Source organism: Sphingosinicella xenopeptidilytica, from assembly GCF_042676985.1.
Lineage (GTDB): Bacteria > Pseudomonadota > Alphaproteobacteria > Sphingomonadales > Sphingomonadaceae > Sphingosinicella > Sphingosinicella xenopeptidilytica.
The window spans coordinates 16,412-35,629 of the sequence record NZ_JBHTIK010000011.1 but is presented as its reverse complement, the minus strand read 5'-3'; the positions used below and the strand labels follow the sequence as shown (position 1 = coordinate 35,629).

Below are 19,218 nucleotides of genomic sequence, written 5' to 3'. Positions count from 1 at the left end.
AACCTCACTTGATGGCAATGGTGTCGAGCTGCAGGATCGGCAGCAGGATGGATAGCACGATTGTCGCAATCACACCGCCCATGATGACGATGATGAGCGGTTCGAGCAGGCTGAGTGCGCTTTTCGTGAAGGCGTCGAACTCGCGCTCCATGTAGTCGGCGGCGCGGCCGAGCATCTGCGCGAGCTTGCCGCTCGATTCACCCGACGCGGTCATGTGGACGAGAAGCGGCGGGAAGATGCCGGTGCGGCGCATCGAGCCGGAGAGGCTGCCGCCTTCGCGGATCGATTCCACCATGTCCTCGGTCGCGCCGCGCAGCACGCGGTTGCGGATGGTGCGCGAGGTGACGGCGAGGCCGTCGAGCAGCGGCATCCCGTTGTCGACCATCGTGGAAAGCGTGCGCGCAAGGCGTGCGGCGTGAAGATCGCGCAGCAGACGGCCGATGAGGGGAATCCCGAGCAGCCGGCGATCGACCTTCAGGTGGAAATCCTCGCGCTGCATCATGCGCCCGAAGACCACGACGCCGATGCCAATGAGTGCCAGCACGATGAGGCTGTAGCTTGTCATGAATTCAGAAATGCCGATGACGATGCGCGTGAGCAGCGGCAATTCCTGCCCCATGTCGTTGAACTGCTCGACGACCTTGGGGATCACGTAGGTCATCATGCCGATGACGATGAGCAGCGCGACGAGCGCGAGCATCGCCGGATAGGCGAGCGCGGTGAGGATCTTGCCGCGTACCTCCGCCTGCCGCTCGTGGAGATCAGCGAGACGTTCGAGGATCTCGGTCATGCCGCCCGAACCTTCGCCCGCCGCGACCATCGCGCGGTAGAGCGGCGGGAAGCTTGCGGATTCGAGCGCCATCGCATCAGCAAGGCGGCGGCCTTCGACGACACCGCCGTGCACGCGCCAGACCACATCGGCGACGCGCTTCTGTTCCGACTGCAGGGCGATCGAACGCAGCGCTTCTTCGAGCGGCGACACCGAGATCAGTGTCGCGAGCTGGCGCGTGAACAGCGTGAGCGCCTTGGTGGAGAGCTTGCGCCGGCCGAGACCGGAACTGAGCGTAGGTACCGGTGCGGTGCGCGCCTCAGCAGCGACGGCACCGAGACGCACGGGGAGCAGCTTTCGGCGTTCGAGAAGCGCACGCGCATCGCCCTCGCTGGCAGCGGTCAGCGTACCCGTGCGCTCGCGGCCCGCGGTGTCGAGCGCGAGATAATCAAAGGTCGGCATCGACCGCCGAGTCCCGGCGCATGATCCGCACCGCCTCTTCAACCGTAGTCTTGCCGTCGACGACGAGACGCCGCACCGCCGCCGCAAGGTTCGGCGCGCGGCCGAACGCCTGCCGTGCGATCACCGCCTCGTCGGCACCCGACAGGATGAGCTGGCGGATATCCTCGTCGATGCGTACCGCCTCGTAGACGCCGATGCGGCCGCGGAAGCCGGTGTTGGCGCACGACGGGCAACCGACCGCATGGCGGATGACGACACCCGCATCGAGGCCCAATGGGGCGGCATCGGCAGCGCTCGCCTGCACGGGCTGCGAACAGACGCTGCACAGCCGCCGCACCAGCCGCTGCGCGACGACGAGGCGCAGCGACGAGGCCAGCAGGAAGGTTTCGACACCGAGATCCTTGAGGCGCGTGATCGCGCCGACGGCATCGTTGGTGTGAACCGTGGAGAGCACGAGGTGGCCGGTGAGCGAGGCCTGCACGGCGATGTCCGCCGTTTCGGTATCGCGGATTTCGCCGACCATCACGACGTCGGGGTCTTGCCGGAGGATGGCGCGAAGGCCACCCGCGAAGGTCATGCCGACCTTGGTGTTCACCTGCGTCTGCCCGACGCCGTCGATCGCATATTCGATCGGGTCTTCGACGGTGAGGATGTTGCGCGTGCCGTCGTTCAGCAGGCGCAGACCCGAATAGAGCGTCGTCGTCTTGCCCGATCCGGTGGGGCCGGTGACGAGGATGATGCCGTGCGGTTCCTTCAGCGCATCGGAAACGATGCGGAGCAGGTCGGCGGGCATCCCGAGATCTTCGAGGCCGAGTTCGGCCTGTTCCTTGTCGAGGATACGCAGCACGACGCGCTCGCCGTGGCGGGAGGGCAATGTCGAGACGCGCACATCGAGCGCGCGGCCGCCGAGCGAGAGCCCGATGCGTCCGTCCTGCGGCAGGCGGCGCTCGGCGATGTCGAGGCGCGCCATCACCTTGATGCGGCTGACAACGAGCGGCGCGACTTTGGCGGGCAAGCGCAGCGCCTCGCGCAGCACGCCATCGACGCGCAGGCGGACGATCAGCGAACTCTCGTAGGGCTCGACGTGGATATCGGACGCGCCCTGCCGCACCGCTTCGGCGATGACGCCGTTGATGAGGCGGATGACGGGAGCGTCGTCCTGCGTGTCGAGAAGGTCTTCGGCGGCGGGAATGTCCTCGGCGAGCGCGCCGAGATCGCCGACCTCGCCGAGACGGTCCGACACCTGCTCGGCGCTGAGGCCGTCGGTTGCGTAGCGTTCCTGCAGCAGACGTTCGAAATCGCGACGCGGGACGAAACGCACGACGATCGGGCGGCCAAGGATGCGGCGCACTTCGGTGAGCGCGCGCGGATCGTCACCTTCACGCAGGCCAACCCCGATCTCCGCGCCTTCATCCTCAAGCACGATGACGCCGAAGCGCTTCGCGAAGGCATAGGGAATCTGGATCGGGCGTTCGGAAGGCAGCGGTGCGGCGTCGCCGGCCGTCATTGGTCCTACTCCGAGGGCGGCGGCGCGGGGGAGCGCACGACCGGGGGCGCAACCGGCGGGGCAGCGCCCATGTAATCGCGCACCAGCGCGTCGAGCGACGGTTCCTGCTTGGGATAGCGTTCCCGCTGCATTTCACGCGTGTAGTTGAAGCGGCGCGCGCTGATCGCCTGCGCATCCTGCCGGCTGCGCACGATCGTGGGGCGGATGAAGATCATCAGGTTGGTCTTCGTGCGGCTGCGCGACCGGCTTTTGAAAAGCTCCCCGACCACGGGAATATCGCCGAGCAGCGGCACCTTCTCGATCGTGCGGCGCTCGTTCTCGTCGATGAGGCCGCCGAGCGCGATGATGTCGCCGTCGTCAACCGTCACGGTCGTCTCGATCTCGCGCTTGTTGATGATGAGGTCCGAGGACCCCGTCGCGACCGGTCCGGCGATCGAAGAGACTTCCTGCCGCAGGAACAGTTTGATCGCGCCGCCGGCATTGATCTGCGGCTTCACCTGCAACTGGACGCCGACATCCTGCCGCTGCACGGTGCGGAAGGCGTTGTCGAAGTTGGGCGACAGCGCCTCGCCCGTCGTCATCGGCACTTCCTGGCCGACGAGAATCTTCGCCTCCTGGTTGTCGAGCGTCATGATCGACGGCGTCGACAGCACGTTGGAGGCGGTATCGGATTTCACGGCGTTGATCACCGCGCCGAACAGCGCATCGTTGCCGATCTCGCCGCCGAAGCCGAACAGCGAGCCGGACACGCCGAGCAGCGACTGCACCGCCGCCTGTTCGAGGGCGTCGCCAGCCGAGGACGAGGTGCGGCCCGTCGTGGTGACGCCGTCGCTTGTCGTGGTCTGTGTTCTATCAAGTTCGCGCGCACCGATGGCTCCTGCAATCGCCAGCAGATTGGGCGCGCTGTTTGAATAATTTGTGACAGCGAACGGAACGCTGTTGCTTCCCGTGCCCGCGAGCAGGAACTGGACGCCGAGCTGCTTCGCCGCATTGTCGGAAACCTCGACGATGATCGCTTCGACGAGCACCTGCTCCTGCCGCACGTCGAGCTTGCGAATCACCTCATTGAGCGAGCGCTGCACATCGGGCGGCGCGGAGATGACGAGCGCGTTCGCGCCTTCATAGCGCGCGATGACGGCGCGGCCCGGTCCCGGCGGGGCGCTGCCCGCGGGCGTCGTGGAAACGCTTGGCGCCGCATTCGACATCTGCCCGTTCTCGCCCGACTGCGGCGCACTGTTCACCACAGTGACCTGCACCTGCTGCCCCGCGATCTGCTGGAGCACCGGGAGCAGCGCGCCCGCATCGGCGTTCTGCAGGAACACGACCTGAATATCCGTGCCTGCCGAGGCGCGCTTGTCGAGATCGGAGACGATCGCAGCCATGCGCCCCACCGCTTCGGGATCGCCGCGCAGGATGACGCTGTTCGAACTGTCCACCGCGATCACCGAAACCGCACCCGCACCATCCGAACCCGCAGCGCGCGACACCGATTCGATCGCCGTGGCGATTTCGCGCGCGCCGGCGTTGTCGAGCGTGATGAGGCGCATCGACGTGCGGTCGCGGTCGATCTCCTTCAACACCGAACGCACGCGCGCGAGATTGTCCGCATAGTCCGCGATGACAACGGAGCTGCCGCTCTTGCTCGCGGTGATCTGCCCCTGCGCGCTCACGAGCGGACGCAGCGCCTCGATGGCGGATTGCGTGTCGATCGACTTCAGATCGATGACCTGCGTGACGAAGCTACTGCTGCCGCCGCGCGTCGGCTGCTGCGCGGCGTTCGCGGCGGGCGCGATGCGGAAGGCGCCGCCGTCCGTGGGAATGGCGATGAAGCCGTTCGCGCGCAGCGTGGAGAGAAAAACCTCGAAATACTGCGTGCGCGAGAGCGGCCGGTCGGCAACGACCGAAACCTTGCCCTGCACGGCGGGATCGATGATGAACGTGCGCCCCGTGGTGCGCGCGACATCTTCGATATAGGCGCGGATATCGGCGTCGCGCAGGTTGATCACCTGCTGCGCGGGCGCGGGCACCGCGAAGGCGAGCGCGAGCGCCGCGCCGATCAGGAAGCGGCCCGCCCTCACCGAACGATCTCGAACGTCACAGTCTGCACCTCGGCCCCACGCCTGATTTCCAGCACCGCGACGTCGTTGTCGCCGATGAGGTTCGCGATGTTTCCGGCCGACGTCTCTGAATCGATTCGGACGCCGTTCGCCGCAAGCAGCACGTCTCCTGCCTTTAAGCCGATTTCGTTAAACAATCCGCCACTTCCCACGGGTTTCAGCGCAAGGCCTTCCACCCCGCCGCCGCGGCGCACGAGTTCGCCGGTGATCTCCCGTGACACGCGCTCCAGCGGAACCTGCGCCGCCGGCGTATCCGTCACAGGCGCAGGTGTCGGCGAAACGGCGCGCGCGGGTACGGACTGATCGAGGAAAAGCTGCTCGAGCGCCCCGCCCCGGCTCACCGTGACGCTGTCGAATGCGACGCTGTGCAGCGTGACGCCGGGCATGATCTCCTCGCCGACGAGGAAGCTACGCTGCGTGCCGTCGACGCCGATAATCGCCGATCCGCGCCCGCTGACGTTGTCGACGCGCGTGCCGTAGAGATCGATGGCGAGGTCGGAGACGACGGTAGGCCCGCCGCCGTCAAGCATCTGGAAAAACGGATCGAATCGGCCGAGCACGGCATCGGACCGTGCGGAGAGCGTCGGCGAGGGCGGCGCGCCCACCGGACCGATCGGCACCAGCAGCGCCCACACGAGCCGCGCGACGGCCAAGGCAAGCAGCAGCGCCAGCAGAATCTGCGCTGCCGCCACGAGGCTGCGCGCGTTCAATCGCTGCAGCCATTGCCTGTCAGTGAACCCCATTCCGTCCGGCCCGCCTTCACGAAATCGCCCCGCTAGGGAGTTAGCATGTCAGTTTGATGACGGCGAGCGCCATCGCGTGTCATATCGGGACATTGTTAAGAGGCGTATAGCAACGCCAGCGGAACGATGGGAACACGCGCCGCCGCCGCCCAGACACCGATCGCCGCAATTGCGAGACAGGCGCCGAGCGGAACCCGCGTCGCCGCGCCGACCTCCACGCCGCGCAGCTTCCAGAGCGCAATGAGCGCAAAGCCGACGAGCGAGGCGACAACCATCACGAACGGCAGCGCCTGCCAGCCCATCCAGAGCCCGATGCCGCCGAGCAGCAAGGGGTCGCCGCCACCGATCCCCTCGCGGCCCCTCAGCAGCCGGTAGCCGACGCGCACTGCTTCAAGGCCGAGAAACCCGGCCGCGCCGCCGATCAGCGAAGCCGCCACGTCACCGCGCGTGATGAACAAAGCCGCGACACCCGTCAGCGCGAGGAGCGCGGTGAGCCGCTGCGGCAGCCAGTAATGCCGGAGATCGAGCGCCGCGAGCAGCAGCAGCAGCCACCCGAACACCGCCCACACGAGATCGACGGGCGTCCGCGCGAGCAGCGCGGCGAGCAGCCCGACGACGCCCGCAAGCAGTTCCATGATCCACGTAAACGCCGGAATCGCAGCGCCGCAGCCCCGGCATCGGCCGCGCAGCACGAGGACGGAAAACAAGGGGATCAGCTCGAGCGGCCCAAGCGTGCGCCCGCACGCGTCGCACTGCGAGCGTCCGCCGACAACCGGGCGCCCCTGCGGCAGGCGCTCGGCAACGAGCGCGAGGAAGCTGCCGATGATGGCACCGGCAAGAAACCCGCAGGCCAGAAGCAATCCGACGTTTCCGCTCACCGACAAGACCGCGCGCCCCTCTCCGTTGTCGCAAATCTGTCATGCACCCGGCCTAACCGGCTTTCCTGTGGCTATCACAATCGGCAACAGGCTCAACCCCGGGACGGTCCGGCTGGCGCTGCTTTTCGCGGCGGGCGCCAGTGCTGTGGCAATCCTCGCGTTCTGGTCCGAAACCGCGTCGCCTCCGCCAGCGCCGCTGCCCATGCCCGCCGTGGTGCAGGCTCCGCCGCCACCCACGCCGCCGCCCGCGCCAACGCTGACTCCCGCGGACGTCGCGCAGGTGCGCGTGTACGGAACGCTGGGGAACGCTGCGATCGTCTCGGTCGGCAGCGATGCGCAGCAGCGCGTGTCGATCGGCCGCCAGCTCCTGCCCGGCATCGTGCTGGAAAGCGCTGCGCCCGGGCACATCATCCTTGCGCGCGGCGACACACGGCTGAAAGTGCCGCTGCTCACCTTCGACGGCACCGCGCCCGCGGCGACGCTCGTAACAGCGGATCCGAAGACGAAGCCCGGCACCGCACCGAAAGCCCCCACGCTGTCGCGTGCGGCGTTCAGCGGCGACAATCGCCGCCGCCAGACGCTGGCGTTCCAGCTCGGCCTCGTCCGCGAAGAGCAGGGCGAGGCGATGCTCGGCTTCCGCGTGCGCAAGGTGTCTACGATGCCGTTCTTCGCACGCGCGGGCCTGAAGGACGGCGATATCGTCAGCACGATCAACGGCGGCGGCCTCCACGACGAGGAAAAGGTGATGGAGCTCGCTGACGAGCTTGCCCAGTCGAAACGCGTCGTGATCGGCTACATGCGCGACGGACAGGCCCGCGAAGCGGTGGTCGACTTCACCGACTAACTGCATTGTGACAGAATTGTTTCAGTTTCACGAAAGTATCGTGAAAGTAATGATTTGAATTGTCACAATACGTGTTCGCAAAACATTGCGAAATTTGTAATATTTCCATCATGAATCACCCCTAGGCGTCCGGCTCGGGACAGCAGCCGCCACACGGAGTCGTGGTGTCTGCCCTTCGGCCAACCACCACAAAGGGGTGCATCAATGTCACATCTCCGCAGTTTCCTGATGCTTGGTTCCGCGCTTGCGCTCGTCGCCTGCGGCGCGGACGACGTTGCATCCCCCGGTGAGGGCGTCATTGTGACGCCGACCCCCACGCCCACCCCGACACCTACACCGACCCCCACGCCGACACCAACTCCGACACCGACGCCCACCGACTGCCCCACGGGCACAAGCAACGTCGGCACGGTCGCTGATCTGCGGAATTGCCAGATCTCCGGCACGATCACCAGCAACCTCGCGCTGCCGAAGATCGCCGGCCTCGTCTACTCGCTGTCCGGCGTCGTGCAGGTCGGCGTGGACATCGGCTCCGACGGAACAGCGCCGGGCGGCACCTCCGCAACGCTCACCGTCGACCCCGGCGTCGTCGTGTTCGGCTCTTCGGGTGCCGATGCGCTCGTCGTCAATCGCGGCTCGCGGCTCGTCGCCGAAGGCACCGCGACCCAGCCGGTGATCTTCACCAGCCGCGCCAACATCGTGGGCACTGCAACCTCCGAGAGCATCGGCCAGTGGGGCGGTCTCGTCATCCTCGGCCGTGCGCCGATCGGCACCTGCTCGGCAGGCGGCACGACGCCTGGAACGGCGGGCTGCCAGGCCGCGGTCGAAGGTGTTACGAACGCCTACTATGGCGGCGGCGTCGCGAACGACAGCAGCGGCACCCTGAAATACTTCCAGCTCCGCTACTCGGGCTTCGCACTTTCGGCCGGCAACGAGCTGAACGGTATCACGCTCGCGGGTGTCGGTAGCGGCACGACAATCGAGTACGTGCAGGTCAACAACAGCTCGGACGATGGCATCGAGTGGTTCGGCGGCACGGTGAACGGTCGCTATCTCGTGCTCACCGGTAACGACGACGACTCGATCGACACCGACAACGGCTACAGCGGCGTCAACCAGTTCGTGATCGTCACGCAGCGCACCGCTGTCGGCGCTGCCGGCGGCGACTATGTATGGGAAGCCGGTACGGGTGACGGGTCGGTCAACGAAACCGTCCGTCAGGACACGCACTTCGCCAACGTCACGGTCGCGGCCAATGCCGGCCCGGCCATCCTGCTGCGCGGCGGCGGCGATTACCAGCTCACCAACTGGGTCGTTTCAGCGCCCGCTTCGTCGCAGTGCCTCGACATCGACGGCGCAGCCACCATCCAGGCTGCCGGTGCCGGCACCGACGAGAAGGGCCCGCCTGTCTTCAAGTCGGTGTTCTTCGCCTGCGCGGCGCCCTACGTCGACGACACGAACGTCACGGCGGCGCAGATTCAGGCGCTGTTCGAAGTGGCCGGCAACAACAACACGCCGTCCGGCACCTCGACGCTGGCCAGCGTCTTCGCCGACGGACCCAAGTTCATCAACGGGGCCAACGAAACAGCCGTTACCGCCGTCTCCAACCTTGCCACGGTCAACAGCTTCTTCCGCAACGTGGACTACATCGGCGCCGTGAAGAACAGTGCCGACACGTGGTGGCAGGGCTGGACCTGCGGCCTCGGCAGCGGTTCCTCGTGCACCGTCAATCCGGCGAACTGATCCATCCGTGAAGCATCCGGGGCGGCGGCGCGCATCGGCGGCCGTCGCCCCCCTTCAGTTCAGGAAGATGGGAAATCCCCGCATGACCAAACCCTCGTCACTCGCCGCCCTGCTGCTGTCGAGCGCACTCGTATCCGTGCCTGCACTGGCGCAGGAAACGCAGCCGCAGCCAGATGAATCGATCGATATTTCCGCGCCCGGTGTGAGCGCTAGCGACGAAGTGATCGTCGTGCAGGGCCGCTACATTCCCGAGCCGATCCGCGCGACGCCTGAAGTCGTAAGCGTGCTTTCGGCAGCGGAAATCGCGCGTACCGGCGAAGGCGACATCGCGGGCGCGCTGCAGCGTGTCACCGGTCTCAGCCTCGTCGGCGGGCGTTTCGTCTACGTGCGCGGTCTCGGCGAACGATATTCGCTCGCCCTGCTGAACGGCCTGCCCCTGCCCTCGCCAGAGCCGCTGCGCCGCGTCGTGCCGCTCGACATCTTCCCGACCGACGTGATCGCAAGCTCGGTCGTGCAGAAGAGCTATTCGGCGAACTATCCCGGCGAATTCGGCGGCGGCGTCATCAACCTGACGACGGCGGCGATCCCGGAGGAAAGCTTCCTCAAGATCGGCGGCAGCCTCAGCGGCGACAGCGAGACGACCTTCCAGCGCGGCTACACCTATTACGGCAGCGATACCGACTGGACCGGCTTCGACGACGGATCGCGCAACGTCCCGGCGAACCTGAAGGCGGCGATGAACAGCGGCAACCTTCTGGTCGTCGGCCCGAACTTCAGCCTCGATACGATGAAAGGCCTCACCGCGAGCCTGCTCAATGCACCGACAACGGTCGTGCAGGGCAACAACGACATCCCGCTGAACGGCTCCGTGGATATCAGCGGCGGTCTCAGCTTCGACATCGGCAGCGACCGCTTCGGCATCATTGCAGCGTTCGGCTGGGACAATAGCTGGGAAACGCGCGGGGGCCTGCAGCAGCAGACGATCGGCCTCTCCGCGAACAGCGAGGGTGAGGACGTTATCCGGCCCGACAGCAACTTCCGGTTCCTCTCCACCGAAAACCGTATCGTCGTGCACGGCCTGCTCGGCCTCGGCTACGAGTTCGGCGAGCACAAATTGCGCTGGACCAATCTCTACATCCGCGACACTTCCAAGGAAGCACGCATTCAGGACGGCGTTGATGAGATCAACGTCGGTTCCGACCGTCTGAACAAGAGCTATACGAACTGGTTCGAGCGTCAGCTCATCGACACGCAGTTCGTCGGCGAATTCAAGTTCAAGGACGTTGCGTTCGACGTGCGCGGCACTTACGCCAACACGCAGCGCGAGGCTCCGTACGAGCGGGCGTTCAGCTATCGCTACGACGAGGAAGTCGGCGACTTCATCAACGATCTGCGCACCGGCGGCCAGAGCGCGACGATTTCGTTCTCCGATCTGTCGGAAGATGTGTGGGCAGGCTCCGCGAACGTCAGCTGGAAGCTGCCGACCGAGCGCAGCATCACGCTCACCGCGGGCTACGCCTATTCGGACACGACACGTACGTCGACGCGCCGCGATTTCGCCTTCCTTCCGGAAGCGAGCCTCGGTCTCGCCGTCGCGCAGCAGCGCCCCGACTATCTGCTCTCCGACTACAACATCTACACCTACGACATCGTGCTCACCGACCGCTCCGGCGCGGCGGGCGTCGCGAAATACGATGCGGGTCTCGAAGTGCATGGCGGATACCTGCAGGCCGAGATCGAGCTGATGGAATTCCTCAACGCCAGCATCGGCGTGCGCTACGAGGATGCGAAGCAATTCGTGAACGCCATCGATCTGTTCGGCACGGGTGGTGCCGCCGGTCTCTCGACGAACCTTGCCAACGATTATTTCCTGCCCGCGGCAACGATCACGTGGAACTTCGCGGAGGACATGCAGCTCCGTATCGCCGCGTCGAAAACCATCGCCCGCCCGCAATTCCGCGAGCTGGCGCCGCAGCAGTATTTCGATACGGAATCGGACCGCACGTTCATCGGCAACGCGTACCTCACCGACAGCAAGCTCCTGAACTTCGAGGCGCGCTACGAATGGTATATGGGTCGCAACGAGCGCGTGTCGCTCGCCGGCTTCTACAAGAAGATCGACAAGCCGATCGAGGCGATCGCCACGCAGCAGGGGCAGACGTTCTTCACCACCTTCGCGAACGCGCCGGAAGCCCAGCTCTACGGTGCCGAGCTTGAGGTGCAGAAGTATTTCGCGCTGTCCGATTGGCTGCCCGGCAAATTCTTCGAGACGCGCGATCTGCTGATCGCGACGAACTACACGTACACGAAATCGAAGATCAAGGTGGGCGCCGGGGACACGACGATCCCGACCGATACGGCGGGCGTGCCGATCGCGGCCTCGCTCGTCTTCAACGACGGTGCGAAGCTCACCGGCCAGTCCGATCATATCGTCAACGTGCAGATCGGTTTCGAGGACAGCGAAGGTCTCTCCCAGCAGACGCTGATGCTGACCTACGCCAGCAACCGCATCTCGAACCGCTTCTCGTATCAGGGCACGCCGATCGATTTCATCGAGGAGCCGGGCCTGCGTCTCGATTTCGTGGCGCGGCAGGGCTTTACGGTTGCGGGCAAGGAGCTCGAAGTGAAGTTCGAAGCACGCAACCTGACGGGCGAGAATTACGAGGAGTTCCAGCAGTACAACGGCACGCGTGTCGATCGGAACACCTACGACATCGGCCGGTCCTTCTCGCTGGGTCTCAGCGCGAAGTTCTAACGTACCCGGGTCAACGGAAAAGGGCCTCGCACCAGCGTGCGGGGCCCTTTTTCATGTCATCCCCAGGGGCGTTCGCGGAACCATTTGGTGATGACGTATTTGACACCGCTCCGCACCTTCATCGCGGCGTGCAGCGTCGCGGGATTGGGCGTGCCGTCGGCGCGGCGGTTGTTCCACGCGACGATCTTGCCGGTTTCCGGCTGCACGATCTTGTCGATCACCTTGAAGCGCGTGGCGCCGCCCGCGGCGGGGTCGTTGAGGTAGATCATCGCCGTCCACGTGCGCTGGCCGGAGACCGTGCAGTAACGCGCATAATCCGGCCCGTCCGGCTCGAAATAGTCGGTGTGCTGCTTGAACTCCTGCCCCACCGCATAGCGCTGGCCCTGAATGGGTTCGCCGAACGCGGGGTCGATCCCCATGTACGCGCAGATGCGTTCGTTGAGCGCGGCGACAACGGGGTCCGCACCGTCGAGATCGCAGGTCTCGCTGGTGCGATAGGCGGCGTAGCCCAGATCGTCTGCGATTTCCGAAGGCCGCCGCTTCGCATCGATGCGTGCCACGATTTCCGCGCATTCCTCCGGCGTCAGAAACCGCTTGCGGATAAAAAGGTCGAGCTTCGGGCTCGGAACCTTCTGTGCCCCTTCGAGCATCGGATCAGCTCCGCCAGTAGGCCTCGACTTCGCCCTTCAGCGTAATGGTGAGCGGCTTGCCGCGCCGATCCACCTTCTTGCCAAGCGCCGCGCGGATCCAGCCTTCGCTGACGCTGTATTCCTCCACATCGGTGCGCTCGCGCCCCTTGAAGCGGATGCCGACGCCGCGTTCCATCGCGGCTTCGCTGAAAAAGGGGCTGTCCGGATCCGCGCACAGGCGGTCGGGCGGGCTGTCGGTTTCGGTCATGATCAGGTCCTGCGGTTTCTTTGCCCGCTTGTTAGCCTCTTTGGCGCGAAAGAAAAGAGCCGCCCGGTACTTGTCCGGGCGGCCCGTTCCGCCAGCCGCGATGGGGTTCAATGCGAACCGGCGGCGCGGCCTTTAGTAGCAGTAGCGACGCTTGCCGCCCTTGTCGTCGATCTCGTGGCCGATGAGTGCGCCAAGACCCGCGCCGATCACGGTTCCGACAGTCTTGTCGCCGCGGCGCGCCACCTCGTTGCCGAGCACACCGCCGAGAACGCCGCCGATCAGCGTGCCTTCGATGTTGCTGTCCTTGCGGCAGCGATCGTAGCTCGAATAGTAGCGGCCGCCCTGGCCATACCAGCCGCCACGATAATCATTGGAACCCCGGTAATAGACCGGGCGATAATTGTCGTAATAGCGGCGACCGTCATAGAAGCGGCCGTCACGATAGCCGTCGCGGTAGGCATAGCGGTTGTCGCGGCGGTCATCCCGGCGGTCGTACTTGCGCCCGTCGTGGTAGCCCTTGCGATACGCCTTGCGCTCGTCGTGGCGATCTTTCTGCCAATGCTTGCCGCCGCGATCCCAACGGTCGTTGTCGGCCATCGCCGGCGCCGCCGTCAGCATGGTCATCGCCGCAGCGGCCATTAGAATCCTGTTCAACATATCGTCTCTCCACTCTTTGCTCGCGGCCATCGGCGGGAGGGGAACCGGGTCCGCCGATGACCACGTGGAGAGACTGCGACTCGCCGTTTGAACGGCTTGTGAATGTTTCTGTCAGGGTTCGGACAGGTGCGACGAACGGCCCGTCGCAGGTGATGCTGCGACGGGCCAGAGCGGCTCAGCGCGTGGGAGGACGCGCCGGGCCGTCTTCAAGAGCAGCGCTTTGCATGGCGGCGCCGACGGGGCTGATGGCCGCCAGCGTCACCTCGCGGCAGCGGCGCACCTCGCGCTTGCCGACAAGATCGGCGCTCGAGGCCGCGCCACATGCGCTGCGGACGGCAATACCGATGCGGCGATCGAGCGTGCGGCGTCCTTCGTGGGTCGCGAGGTCGAGATCGCCGTAGGACACGACGCGCGTCGTTTGCGGGGAAATGGGTTCGGCGGCTGCGGGCAGCGCCCACAGGGCGCCGGCGAGCGCGGAGAGCGCAAGCAGGGTTTTCATCGGTCAGGCTCCATGCGGTGTGGGAGGGGTTCGCGGCGCCGCAGTGCCTGAATAGCGCGTTTGCGCCCACTCTCCGAACAACGATATTGCCAGCTCGTTCTGCAAATGTGCAGAATGGACCCATGTTCGACTGGAACGACCTGCGCCATTTCCTTGCCGTCGCGCGCACGGGCAGCACGCTCGCCGCCGGCACCGCGCTGCGGGTAAGCCAGACGACGGTGGCGCGGCGCATCACCGCGCTGGAAGCAGCCCTCGGCGTCATGCTCTTCGAGCGCCGCCAAAGCGGCTATGCGCTGACCCCGGCGGGCGACTCGCTGCTCCGCCACGCCGAAGCCGTCGATGCCGCCGCGTCGGGCTTTGCCGATGCGGCGGGCGGCCATGTGCGGCAGGCGAGCGGCACGGTGCGCCTATCCGCGCAGGAAATCCACGCCGTCACCATCCTCTCGCCGATCCTGCGCGATCTGCGCGCCGCGCATCCGGCGATCCGGATCGAGCTGGACGCCACCGAGGCGCTATGCGACCTCGCGGTGGGCGAAGCCGACATCGCGCTCCGCAGCGCACGCCGCCCTGCCGGAGCCGGGCTCGTCTGCCGCCGCGTCGCCGACGAAACGTGGACACCCTATTGCAGCCGAAGCTACGCAGCGACACGCGGCCTGCCGAAAACCCTCGCCGACCTGCGCGAACATCCGATGATCGGCGGCGGCAGCGAAGGCGTGTGGCGCATCTACAGGCACTGGCTCGAACAGCACGGCCTCGAAGACTCCGTCGTCCTGATGCACGCCTCGCTCACGGGGATTCTGGCCGCGGTCAAATCCGGCTCGGGCATCGCGGCGCTCCCCTGCTTCGTGGCCGATGCGGAGCCCGACCTCATCCGCTGTATGCCCGCTCCCGATAACGTCGAGCGCGGCGTCTGGCTCCTGACGCACGAGCGCCTCCGGCATGAGCCGAGGGTGCGCGTGGTGATGGATTTCCTCGGCGATGCGCTCTCCCGGCTCGCGCGGCGGCCGGTAAGAGACTGAGCGAAGCGGCCATCTCGTGCGCAGGCCCGATGCAATCGACAGCTCAAGGATGGGCAGCAGCATCCGTCACTTGCCAGCCGCCTAGAGGTTTAACGGTGCCGCAGGCTGGACCATTATCCTTCGCGCGGCCGGGCAAGTGACATTCCAGAGCCTTCGGCGCGACGGCCCGCTCCAGAAGATCATTGGGAATAGTGTGAACGTCGATCTTGGCGCGTCGGCTCCACTCCGACGCCGTATCGCCGGCCTGCCCGCCAATGGCTATGTAGACAAAGCGCCGCTCCGGTCCTTCCCGGCGAACAAATTCGCCACTGAGCTTGGGTCCGGGCGCAAGCTGAACCGGCACGTCGAACGAAAGCGCCGTATTGCCCGCGACCACAGGGCCGACAGGTACGCTTTTTTTGTCCTGAAGGCTGTACGTGACGCCCGGCACGGGATCATCGATCACAAGACGGAGAGCAATGGTACGCTTCGACATGGCCTGAGTGTCCTGCGGAGGGTTCATGCCTATCAGGACGGGAAACCCGGCGCCAGTTTTGGCCGCTCCTTGCCACCCGACATCGTCGGAATACTGCCTACTCCTATGCCGCCCGGCGTCCCCGCCCCTTGCCCGCGCCTTCCTCTTCGAAAAGCTGCGCGAGCTGTTCGATGATCGTGCCGCCGAGTTGCTCGGCGTCCATGATGGTGACGGCGCGGTTGTAGTAACGCGTCACGTCGTGGCCGATGCCAATGGCGATCAGTTCCACGGGTGAGCGGCCTTCGATCCACTTGATCACCTGCCGCAGGTGGCGCTCAAGGTAATTGCCGCTGTTCACCGACAGCGTCGAATCGTCGACCGGCGCGCCGTCCGAGATCACCATCAGGATGCGCCGCTCCTCGGGACGCCCGATCAGGCGGTTGTGTGCCCAGAGCAGCGCCTCGCCGTCGATGTTTTCCTTGAGCAGCCCCTCGCGCATCATGAGGCCGAGGTTCTTGCGCGCGCGGCGCCACGGCGCGTCGGCGGTCTTGTAGATGATGTGGCGGAGGTCGTTGAGGCGGCCCGGTTTCGGCGGGCGGCCGTCGGCCAGCCACTGCTCGCGGCTCTGCCCGCCTTTCCATGCGCGCGTCGTGAAGCCGAGGATCTCGACCTTCACCGCGCAGCGTTCGAGCGTGCGCGCGAGGATGTCCGCGCAGATCGCCGCGATCGAGATGGGGCGCCCGCGCATCGAACCCGAATTGTCGATCAGCAGCGTCACCACCGTGTCGCGGAAATCGGTGTCGCGCTCGATCTTGTAGCTGAGCGCGTGCTCGGGGTTCACGACGACGCGCGTCAGTCGCGCCGGATCGAGCAGCCCTTCTTCCTGATCGAAATCCCACGCCCGGTTCTGCTGCGCCATCAGTCGGCGCTGCAGGCGGTTCGCGAGCTTCGTCACCGCGCCTTGCAGGTGCACGAGCTGCTGGTCGAGATAGCCGCGCAGGCGCGTCAGTTCCTCGGCGTCGCAAAGCTCCTCGGCGGTCAGCACCTCGTCGAACTTCGCGGTGTAGGCGTGATAATCGAAATCGGGCGAGAGATCGTTCGTCGGCGTGTTTGGGCGCCACGGCACCACGCCCTCGTCGCCGTCCTCCGCCATGTCGGCGTCGGACATGGCGTCGCTGTCCATCTCCGCGCTCTGGCTCGTCTCCTGATCGCCGCTTTCGCTCTCCTCGGCACGGGTATCCATGCTCGAATCCTGCCCGGCGGCGCCCTCGTCGTCGCCGTCGTCGCTGTCGCCCTCGTTCTGCTGCTCGTCCTCGCCGCTTTCCTGATCGTCCTGCTCGGGCTCCTCGCCCTTGTCCTCACCGAGACCGAGATCGGCAAGGATGCGCCGGGTGAGCGATGCGAACGCGGATTGATCGTCGAGATTGGCGGCAAGGTCGTCGAGGTGGCGCCCGGCCTTCTCCTCGATCCAGTCGCGCACATGCGACAGCCCGGCGTCGGCGATGGCGGGCGACGGCTCGCCCGTCAGCCGCTCGCGCGCGATCATGCCGACGGCGCTCGCCAGCGGCACCTCGTCGAGATTGCGCGCACGGACCAGCGGATCCGCCTTCACGCGCGCAAGGTTCATCTGCGAAAGATTGACCGCAACGCCCGCCATGTCGCGGCCGCCGATGGCCTCGACGCGCGCCTGCTCGACCGCGTTGAACACGTCACGCGGCAATCCTGCCGGCGGCTGGAGCGCGGCATGACGCTTCACATCATGGTGACGGCGGCGCAGCGCGAAACTGTCCGCCCAGCCGCGTGCCTCAGCGACCTGATCGGCGGGGAGCCCCCGCGCGGGCTGCGGCACCCGCGCCTGATTGCCCGAAGCCCCCGGCCTGTCCGCCGTATAGGTCAGGTCGAACTCCGGCACGTGCGCCATCGCGCGCAGCGTGGCCGCCAGCGCGTGCCGGAAATCCTCGATCTTGTTCTCTGGCTTGCTCATTCGATCAGCCCGGAACGTAAACGTAGATGTATTGCGGTTGCAGTCGCCAATTGATCTCCGTAGGCGCGAAACCGCTCTCGGGACGCACTTCGGCGGTCTTGCTCGCCGCGTCGACCGAAAGGACCGTCAGCGACGATGCGCCGTACACGATTGGATGCGGCAGCTTCTTGGCCTTGATCGGCGTGTACCATCTTGCGCCCTTGTCCGCCGGATCGTCGCTGAAATAAACGCGGTCCAGCGTCAGCTTGGCACCCCTCATGTACACCTGAAACTCGACGTTCTCGCTGTTCAGCGCGCCCCCGTCGAAATAGACGACATCGACCCGGCTGTCGGGAATCGGCTTGCTCGACGACACGGCGATGCGTGCCGGGGCAATCTCCGTGAACACGCGGTCTTCCGGCTGCTTTGCGCCGGCGAGGAAGAGCTTTTCAATGCTTCCGTCGCGGTCCGCATCGACGGCACAGAGTTGCGTCCAGGCCGAATAGCGGGCACCGAGCGAGGTGAGGCCGAGCGTAACCGCCCCCATCAGGCTCTTGGCGAGATCCTGTTTCGGCTCTTCGCAGACGACGAGGGCATCGGCGGGAAGATCGGCCAGATAGCCGCCCTTCGCCGTATGTTCGGCAAGGACCGCGCCCGCTTCCATCGTCAGCTGCAACCCGGCCACGCTCGCCGTCACGGGTTCAAGCAGCTCCGCCGCATTCCTGTAACCGATCGGTGCGGAGAAGATCACATCCTTCTCCCGCACGTGGAGCGTTGTCCCGAGAGTCGTGGGCGCTTCGCCGGGCGCGAGGACGAGCCGCGGCCCGCTGATCTGAAACGACTTGTTCTTCAGCTTGGGTGCGGGATCAGCGGCCAGGGCGCCCTGCATGGGCATAACAAGCGACGCGACCAAACATGTCGCTGCAGCGCCCGCGATGGCACGATTTGTCCAGCGCCGCACCGACTACGCCTTCTTCGCGATGCTCTCCGGCAGCTCCTCGCCGAAGACGCGCTGGTAGTATTCGGCGACGATGCCGCGCTCGGCCTCGTCGCACTTGTTGAGGAAGCTGACGCGGAAGCCGAAGCCGATGTTGTTGAAGATCTGCGCGTTCTGCGCCCATGTGAGCACGGTGCGCGGGCTCATCACGGTGGAGATGTCGCCGCCAATGAAGCCCTGCCGCGTCATGTCGGCAACCTTCACCATGTTGGCGATGGTCTTCGCGTCGAAGCCCTTCACCTTGGCCGAAACGATGGCGCTCTCGGTTTCCGGCGGCAGGTAGTTGAGCGTCGTGACGATGCTCCAGCGGTCCATCTGACCCTGGTTGATCTGCTGCGTGCCGTGATAGAGCCCGGTCGTGTCGCCGAGGCCGACGGTGTTCGCGGTGGCGAACAGGCGGAAATACTTGTTGGGGCGGATCACGCGGTTCTGGTCGAGCAGCGTCAGCTTGCCCTCAACCTCCAGAATGCGCTGGATCACGAACATCACGTCCGGGCGGCCCGCGTCGTACTCGTCGAAGACGAGCGCGGTCGGCGTCTGCAGCGCCCATGGCAGCAGGCCTTCGCGGAATTCCGTCACCTGCTTGCCGTCGCGCAGCACGATTGCGTCCTTGCCGATCAGGTCGATGCGGCTGATGTGCGAATCAAGGTTGATGCGGATGCACGGCCAGTTCAGCCGCGCAGCCACCTGCTCGATGTGCGTCGACTTGCCGGTGCCGTGGTAGCCCTGGATCATCACGCGGCGGTTGAAGGCGAAGCCAGCGAGGATCGCGAGCGTCGTGTCGGGATCGAACACATAGTCGGTGTCGAGGTCGGGCACGCGTTCGTCGGCCTTTGAAAAGGCCGGGATTTTCATGTCCACGTCGATGCCGAACACCTGCCGCGCATCGACCTCCAGGTCCGGCGCGTCCATCA

Annotated in this window: 17 protein-coding genes; 4 read left to right on the top strand and 13 right to left on the bottom strand. The window is 65.9% G+C overall.

Annotated features, from left to right (window positions below):
* Positions 1–4: 4 nt before the first annotated feature.
* The 5 genes from gspF to ACFQ00_RS14545 all read right to left on the bottom strand — a co-directional run bounded on the left by gspF (position 5) and on the right by ACFQ00_RS14545 (position 6,476).
* Positions 5–1,231: a type II secretion system inner membrane protein GspF gene (gene gspF / locus ACFQ00_RS14565; RefSeq protein ID WP_381492299.1), complete on the bottom strand. Its 1,227-nt coding sequence runs from the start codon at positions 1,229–1,231 to the stop codon at positions 5–7.
* Complete coding sequence (gene gspE / locus ACFQ00_RS14560; RefSeq protein ID WP_381492296.1) at positions 1,218–2,738, bottom strand: type II secretion system ATPase GspE; 1,521 nt, start codon at positions 2,736–2,738, stop codon at positions 1,218–1,220. Before gspE ends, gspF begins: the two co-directional genes overlap by 14 nt.
* A 5-nt stretch (positions 2,739–2,743) precedes the next feature.
* The gene (gene gspD, locus ACFQ00_RS14555; RefSeq protein WP_381492293.1) at positions 2,744–4,816 is read right to left on the bottom strand and encodes a type II secretion system secretin GspD; all 2,073 of its coding nucleotides are present in this window, start codon (positions 4,814–4,816) and stop codon (positions 2,744–2,746) included.
* The gene (locus ACFQ00_RS14550; protein ID WP_381492290.1) at positions 4,813–5,598 is read right to left on the bottom strand and encodes a type II secretion system protein N; all 786 of its coding nucleotides are present in this window, start codon (positions 5,596–5,598) and stop codon (positions 4,813–4,815) included. Before ACFQ00_RS14550 ends, gspD begins: the two co-directional genes overlap by 4 nt.
* A 95-nt stretch (positions 5,599–5,693) precedes the next feature.
* A complete protein-coding gene (locus ACFQ00_RS14545; protein ID WP_381492287.1) occupies positions 5,694–6,476 on the bottom strand; it encodes a prepilin peptidase in 783 nt (260 codons plus the stop codon).
* A gap of 67 nt (positions 6,477–6,543) precedes the next feature.
* Here ACFQ00_RS14545 and ACFQ00_RS14540 point away from each other — a divergent pair, with 67 nt between their 5' ends.
* From ACFQ00_RS14540 to ACFQ00_RS14530, 3 genes are all read left to right on the top strand, one after another.
* Entirely contained in the window at positions 6,544–7,320 is a 777-nt protein-coding gene (locus ACFQ00_RS14540; protein WP_381492284.1) for a hypothetical protein, read from the top strand.
* A gap of 204 nt (positions 7,321–7,524) precedes the next feature.
* The gene (locus ACFQ00_RS14535; RefSeq protein ID WP_381492281.1) at positions 7,525–9,063 is read left to right on the top strand and encodes a hypothetical protein; all 1,539 of its coding nucleotides are present in this window, start codon (positions 7,525–7,527) and stop codon (positions 9,061–9,063) included.
* An 82-nt stretch (positions 9,064–9,145) separates the two neighbouring features.
* A complete protein-coding gene (locus tag ACFQ00_RS14530) occupies positions 9,146–11,818 on the top strand; it encodes a TonB-dependent receptor domain-containing protein (RefSeq protein ID WP_381492278.1) in 2,673 nt (890 codons plus the stop codon).
* Positions 11,819–11,874: 56 nt separating this feature from the next.
* Here the strand turns inward: ACFQ00_RS14530 and ACFQ00_RS14525 are convergent, their stop codons facing one another.
* From ACFQ00_RS14525 to ACFQ00_RS14510, 4 genes are all read right to left on the bottom strand, one after another.
* Positions 11,875–12,468, bottom strand: coding sequence for a prolyl hydroxylase family protein (locus ACFQ00_RS14525; protein ID WP_381492276.1), 594 nt, complete (start codon positions 12,466–12,468; stop codon positions 11,875–11,877).
* Between the two features lie 4 nt (positions 12,469–12,472).
* The gene (locus tag ACFQ00_RS14520; RefSeq protein ID WP_381492764.1) at positions 12,473–12,715 is read right to left on the bottom strand and encodes a DUF3297 family protein; all 243 of its coding nucleotides are present in this window, start codon (positions 12,713–12,715) and stop codon (positions 12,473–12,475) included.
* A 132-nt stretch (positions 12,716–12,847) separates the two neighbouring features.
* A complete protein-coding gene (locus ACFQ00_RS14515; protein WP_381492273.1) occupies positions 12,848–13,372 on the bottom strand; it encodes a glycine zipper 2TM domain-containing protein in 525 nt (174 codons plus the stop codon).
* Between the two features lie 175 nt (positions 13,373–13,547).
* Complete coding sequence (locus ACFQ00_RS14510) at positions 13,548–13,871, bottom strand: UrcA family protein (protein WP_374598650.1); 324 nt, start codon at positions 13,869–13,871, stop codon at positions 13,548–13,550.
* 122 nt (positions 13,872–13,993) lie between these two features.
* On the opposite strand from ACFQ00_RS14510, the gene ACFQ00_RS14505 reads away from it, so the two are divergent.
* Positions 13,994–14,890: a LysR family transcriptional regulator gene (locus tag ACFQ00_RS14505; protein WP_381492270.1), complete on the top strand. Its 897-nt coding sequence runs from the start codon at positions 13,994–13,996 to the stop codon at positions 14,888–14,890.
* A 43-nt stretch (positions 14,891–14,933) separates the two neighbouring features.
* On the opposite strand, the gene ACFQ00_RS14500 is transcribed toward ACFQ00_RS14505, so the two are convergent.
* The 4 genes from ACFQ00_RS14500 to cobS form a co-directional block, all read right to left on the bottom strand.
* Positions 14,934–15,365 carry a DUF5990 family protein gene (locus ACFQ00_RS14500; RefSeq protein ID WP_381492267.1) on the bottom strand — a complete coding sequence of 144 codons (432 nt, stop codon included), beginning with the start codon at positions 15,363–15,365 and terminating at the stop codon, positions 14,934–14,936.
* A gap of 103 nt (positions 15,366–15,468) precedes the next feature.
* Positions 15,469–17,328, bottom strand: coding sequence for a cobaltochelatase subunit CobT (cobT, locus tag ACFQ00_RS14495; RefSeq protein ID WP_381492264.1), 1,860 nt, complete (start codon positions 17,326–17,328; stop codon positions 15,469–15,471).
* Between the two features lie 4 nt (positions 17,329–17,332).
* Positions 17,333–18,196, bottom strand: coding sequence for a hypothetical protein (locus ACFQ00_RS14490; RefSeq protein ID WP_381492261.1), 864 nt, complete (start codon positions 18,194–18,196; stop codon positions 17,333–17,335).
* 75 nt (positions 18,197–18,271) lie between these two features.
* Positions 18,272–19,216: a cobaltochelatase subunit CobS gene (gene cobS / locus ACFQ00_RS14485; protein WP_381492761.1), complete on the bottom strand. Its 945-nt coding sequence runs from the start codon at positions 19,214–19,216 to the stop codon at positions 18,272–18,274.
* Positions 19,217–19,218 lie beyond the last annotated feature (2 nt).

Coding starts and splice junctions, on each gene's coding strand:
- ACFQ00_RS14535 (WP_381492281.1), top strand. CDS start 7,525: ATGTCACATCTCCGCAGTTTCCTGATGCTTGGTTCCGCGCTTGCGCTC.
- ACFQ00_RS14550 (WP_381492290.1), bottom strand. CDS start 5,598: ATGGGGTTCACTGACAGGCAATGGCTGCAGCGATTGAACGCGCGCAGC.
- ACFQ00_RS14505 (WP_381492270.1), top strand. CDS start 13,994: ATGTTCGACTGGAACGACCTGCGCCATTTCCTTGCCGTCGCGCGCACG.
- ACFQ00_RS14530 (WP_381492278.1), top strand. CDS start 9,146: ATGACCAAACCCTCGTCACTCGCCGCCCTGCTGCTGTCGAGCGCACTC.
- ACFQ00_RS14515 (WP_381492273.1), bottom strand. CDS start 13,372: ATGTTGAACAGGATTCTAATGGCCGCTGCGGCGATGACCATGCTGACG.
- ACFQ00_RS14510 (WP_374598650.1), bottom strand. CDS start 13,871: ATGAAAACCCTGCTTGCGCTCTCCGCGCTCGCCGGCGCCCTGTGGGCG.
- gspE (WP_381492296.1), bottom strand. CDS start 2,738: ATGACGGCCGGCGACGCCGCACCGCTGCCTTCCGAACGCCCGATCCAG.
- gspF (WP_381492299.1), bottom strand. CDS start 1,231: ATGCCGACCTTTGATTATCTCGCGCTCGACACCGCGGGCCGCGAGCGC.
- ACFQ00_RS14500 (WP_381492267.1), bottom strand. CDS start 15,365: ATGTCGAAGCGTACCATTGCTCTCCGTCTTGTGATCGATGATCCCGTG.
- cobT (WP_381492264.1), bottom strand. CDS start 17,328: ATGAGCAAGCCAGAGAACAAGATCGAGGATTTCCGGCACGCGCTGGCG.
- ACFQ00_RS14490 (WP_381492261.1), bottom strand. CDS start 18,196: ATGCAGGGCGCCCTGGCCGCTGATCCCGCACCCAAGCTGAAGAACAAG.
- cobS (WP_381492761.1), bottom strand. CDS start 19,216: ATGGACGCGCCGGACCTGGAGGTCGATGCGCGGCAGGTGTTCGGCATC.
- ACFQ00_RS14525 (WP_381492276.1), bottom strand. CDS start 12,468: ATGCTCGAAGGGGCACAGAAGGTTCCGAGCCCGAAGCTCGACCTTTTT.
- ACFQ00_RS14520 (WP_381492764.1), bottom strand. CDS start 12,715: ATGACCGAAACCGACAGCCCGCCCGACCGCCTGTGCGCGGATCCGGAC.